The 3033-nt window shown below is 53.9% G+C and carries 5 protein-coding genes and 1 tRNA gene; 4 read left to right on the top strand and 2 right to left on the bottom strand.

Annotated elements, in window-relative coordinates; all coding sequences use genetic code 11:
• Positions 1–219 precede the first annotated feature (219 nt).
• Together AC1DLB_RS26360 and AC1DLB_RS26355 are read left to right on the top strand one after the other, a co-directional pair.
• Entirely contained in the window at positions 220–840 is a 621-nt protein-coding gene (locus tag AC1DLB_RS26360) for a recombinase family protein (RefSeq protein WP_205890781.1), read from the top strand.
• A gap of 132 nt (positions 841–972) precedes the next feature.
• On the top strand, positions 973–1638 hold the full coding sequence (locus tag AC1DLB_RS26355; RefSeq protein ID WP_477785944.1) for a DUF6680 family protein: 666 nt from the start codon (positions 973–975) through the stop codon (positions 1636–1638).
• 162 nt (positions 1639–1800) lie between these two features.
• Here AC1DLB_RS26355 and AC1DLB_RS26350 read toward each other — a convergent pair.
• Positions 1801–1877: transfer RNA gene (locus tag AC1DLB_RS26350), tRNA-Arg, on the bottom strand.
• A 291-nt stretch (positions 1878–2168) separates the two neighbouring features.
• Between AC1DLB_RS26350 and AC1DLB_RS26345 the strand changes: the two genes are divergently transcribed.
• The gene (locus AC1DLB_RS26345) at positions 2169–2402 is read left to right on the top strand and encodes a hypothetical protein (RefSeq protein WP_111454811.1); all 234 of its coding nucleotides are present in this window, start codon (positions 2169–2171) and stop codon (positions 2400–2402) included.
• A 23-nt stretch (positions 2403–2425) separates the two neighbouring features.
• On the top strand, positions 2426–2605 hold the full coding sequence (locus tag AC1DLB_RS26340; protein WP_018926378.1) for a PA3371 family protein: 180 nt from the start codon (positions 2426–2428) through the stop codon (positions 2603–2605).
• On the opposite strand, the gene phnN is transcribed toward AC1DLB_RS26340, so the two are convergent.
• Positions 2580–3033 (bottom strand): phosphonate metabolism protein/1,5-bisphosphokinase (PRPP-forming) PhnN (gene phnN / locus AC1DLB_RS26335; protein WP_477785943.1); only part of this gene is annotated, 454 nt, incomplete at its 5' end. The two genes, AC1DLB_RS26340 and phnN, sit on opposite strands and share 26 nt — an antisense overlap.

Genomic DNA, 3033 nt, shown 5'->3' with positions numbered 1-3033 from the left:
GAAAAACTCTTGATAATCATAGGCTCTTCCGTGATATCAAATATATGAACCAGTTTTTTATACAGATTAGCTGACTTTACAGCGTCCCCAACCGGTAGCCAAGGGTATGCCTGAGCTGATACACGCAAATTTGCGTTTATTTGCCCTTCCTGCTTGATAAGTAACACTCAAAGTGCAACAGTATTAGTGAGACACCTTAACTGATACGGGACGCACATCATGTTCATCCGCGCATACCTCAGAGCATCGACCGAAGAGCAGGACGCGGGCCGCGCCCGGGCATCGCTCGAGCAGTTCGCCACCGACCATAACAAGGTCATCGCTAGTGTGTACCTGGAGAACGCCAGCGGCGCCACGGCAGACCGGCCTGAGCTGCTGCGCCTGCTCGAAGACGCGCGCAAGGGTGACGTGCTGCTTGTCGAATCGATAGATCGCCTCTCACGGCTTCCTGTAGAAGACTGGCAGAAGCTCAAGGCTGCGATCGACTCCAAGGGGTTGCGCATCGTCGCGATCGATCTGCCAACCAGTCACCAGGGAATGCAGGACACCAAAGGCGACGAGTTCACCGGGCGGATGCTGGGAGCGATCAACTCGATGCTGGTGGAAATGATGGCCGCCATTGCGCGCAAGGATTACGAGCAGCGCCGAGAGCGCCAGGCCCAAGGTATCGAGAAGGCTAAAGCTGCCGGCAAGTACCAGGGTCGGCCGGTCGATGAGGATCTGCACAAGCGCGTTACGGAACTGCTCGGCGCCGGCCTTGGCATCCGCGCAACAGCTCGGCACGCCAACTGTTCGACCACTACCGTTCTAAGGATCAGGGATCAAATCGCTTTAGCCTAAAAAGTAAAAATGGAAGATCACAACTGAGTGCTTTTGGGGTTGCCTTGGCGTGCGATGGAAAATACACATATTCTCAGAGCTCTACTCGGCAAGTGCTGTCGAGCCATCTTCCCCAACCTTGCGGAAAAAAGAATGGAAGCAAACTGGGTTTTCRGAATCGGTACGATCGTTGCCACACTGCTTGGGCCGATCCTAGCGGTTCAAGCACAGAAGTATCTTGAGCGCGTGAATGAGTCCAGAAACCAAAAAACCTGGATATTTAGCACGTTGATGGCAACTCGAGCGGCAAGGCTCTCACCCGATCATGTTCGTGCATTGAACATGATTGATCTCGCGTTCAACGGAGGCCGCTCGAACCGCCGAAAGGCCTCAGAAACAGACGTTTTGGATACCTGGCGTGACTACCTGGAGCACCTTACCTCGACGATAAACGAGAGCAATGCGGAAAGGTGGGTCGAGAAGCAGCAAGAGCTTTTGATTTTAATGTTGAGTGCAATGGCCACGGATCTAAATCTTCGGTATGACCGGGTCCTTCTACGAAACGGAGCCTACATTCCAAAGGGCCATACAGATCTTGAGCTCGACCAGCAAAAGCTAAGGCACTACGCAATTGAAGTCCTTTCCGGGCATCAACCGATTAGCATGAACGTGACCGGTTTCCCCTTCAGCGAGGAAATGACAAATTCGCAGCTGAAGCTACAGGAAGGCCTCTCTGAGGTTCTGGCTGGGCAAGGTCACCTGAAAATTCGAATAGAGCCCGGAAGCACAACTGAGATTGACGAGAAGGCTCCCGCCTAACCCGCTGTCAGCTCGGCGGTCGGAAAAGGTTGATCAATTGTAGGTACTAAAAAGCCCCATCAGATTGATTCTGAGTGGGGCTTTTTTTTGCCTTCTGCTGCCACCCTGCTGTCACGAAAAAATGAAACTGTCAGGAGAATGGCTTGAAAGGCGCGAATTATATGGTGTCCCAGGGCAGGTTCGAACTGCCAACCTTCCCCTTAGGAGGGGGATGCTCTATCCAATTGAGCTACTGAGACACAAGTCGCGCGCAAGGAATGCGCGGCGATGGACGGCGTGCATGTTAACGGGCAGGCCCGCTTTTGTCATGTCGTCCGTAGGGCTTTTTAAGTGTAGGCAGACGCCCCACGGTAGCGTGGCTTTGTTTACCGTGCAAATTGCATCACCGCAAAATGCCATCATTGCAAAATGCAATGCCGGCATTTTGTTAAAATAGCGTAATTCTTTGTTTTTAAAGGATTTAATAGCCGTTAAACTTTTGGCATGCGGGCTGCTTCGACTGTTCTCAAAGAACGAAGGAGATCAGCCCCATGAACAGCGCTCTTTTAGTCGCGAATGCAGTCGCCCTGGCGGTTCTGTTGGGTTTTCAGTTCTTCCCCGCAAACGACGCTGCGATGGTTGCCCAACGCACGCCCCATGACCTGCAGCTGCAAAAAGCGCCTCAATGGGCACTCACGAGCGATCAACGCAGTTTTGTCAGCCAAGAGCTGAGCCAGGAAAGTCTTCAACCGCGCACGCAGTCTTTTGAACGCTTGGTATTTTGAACCACCTCATCAGGAAGCACAGCATGTCCAAATCAGCCGCAGGGTTTCTCATCCTCGCTCTACTGAGTGGCATCCTTCATCTGTCATTAGTCCAGGACACGATCGTCACCCTGCCCCTGATTGCCTGCGGCGTGTTCAGTGCGCTGTTCGTGCTGGCGCTGATCGCCGGGCGCAAGATCAAGTTCGATCCGGTTCTGCGCTGACGCTCAGCAACTCCAGAAGACTGGCAACGGTGCCCGCAAGGTCGCCGGAGTTATCGAGTCGACGGATTTGCGTATCACCGATTGTGTCGTCAGCCGTGAACAGCGCATTGCGGCACAGTCTCGCTTCAATTTCTGCCGGGCTTTCACGCCCCCGCCGTAGCAGGCGCTCTCGCAGAACGTCATCCTTGACCGTCAACAGCACCGGCAACAGCGTGGGATAGCGCTGTTGCGCTTCTGTCAGGTGGCCGCGCGAAGCATTGATCAGCACATCGCGTCCTTCCTTGAGCCACTGGTCTATACGCACAGGAATACCGTAATCCAGCCCATTGGCCTGCCACGAAAGCGCGAAATCCCCATTGTTTCTGCGTCGCTCGAACTCTTCGCGGGACACCTCAATGGCGTCTTCGCCGACGGACTCAGCCGAGCGC

Source organism: Pseudomonas sp. 05N434 (genome assembly GCF_056396965.1).
This window is presented reverse-complemented; position numbering and strand designations above follow the sequence as displayed.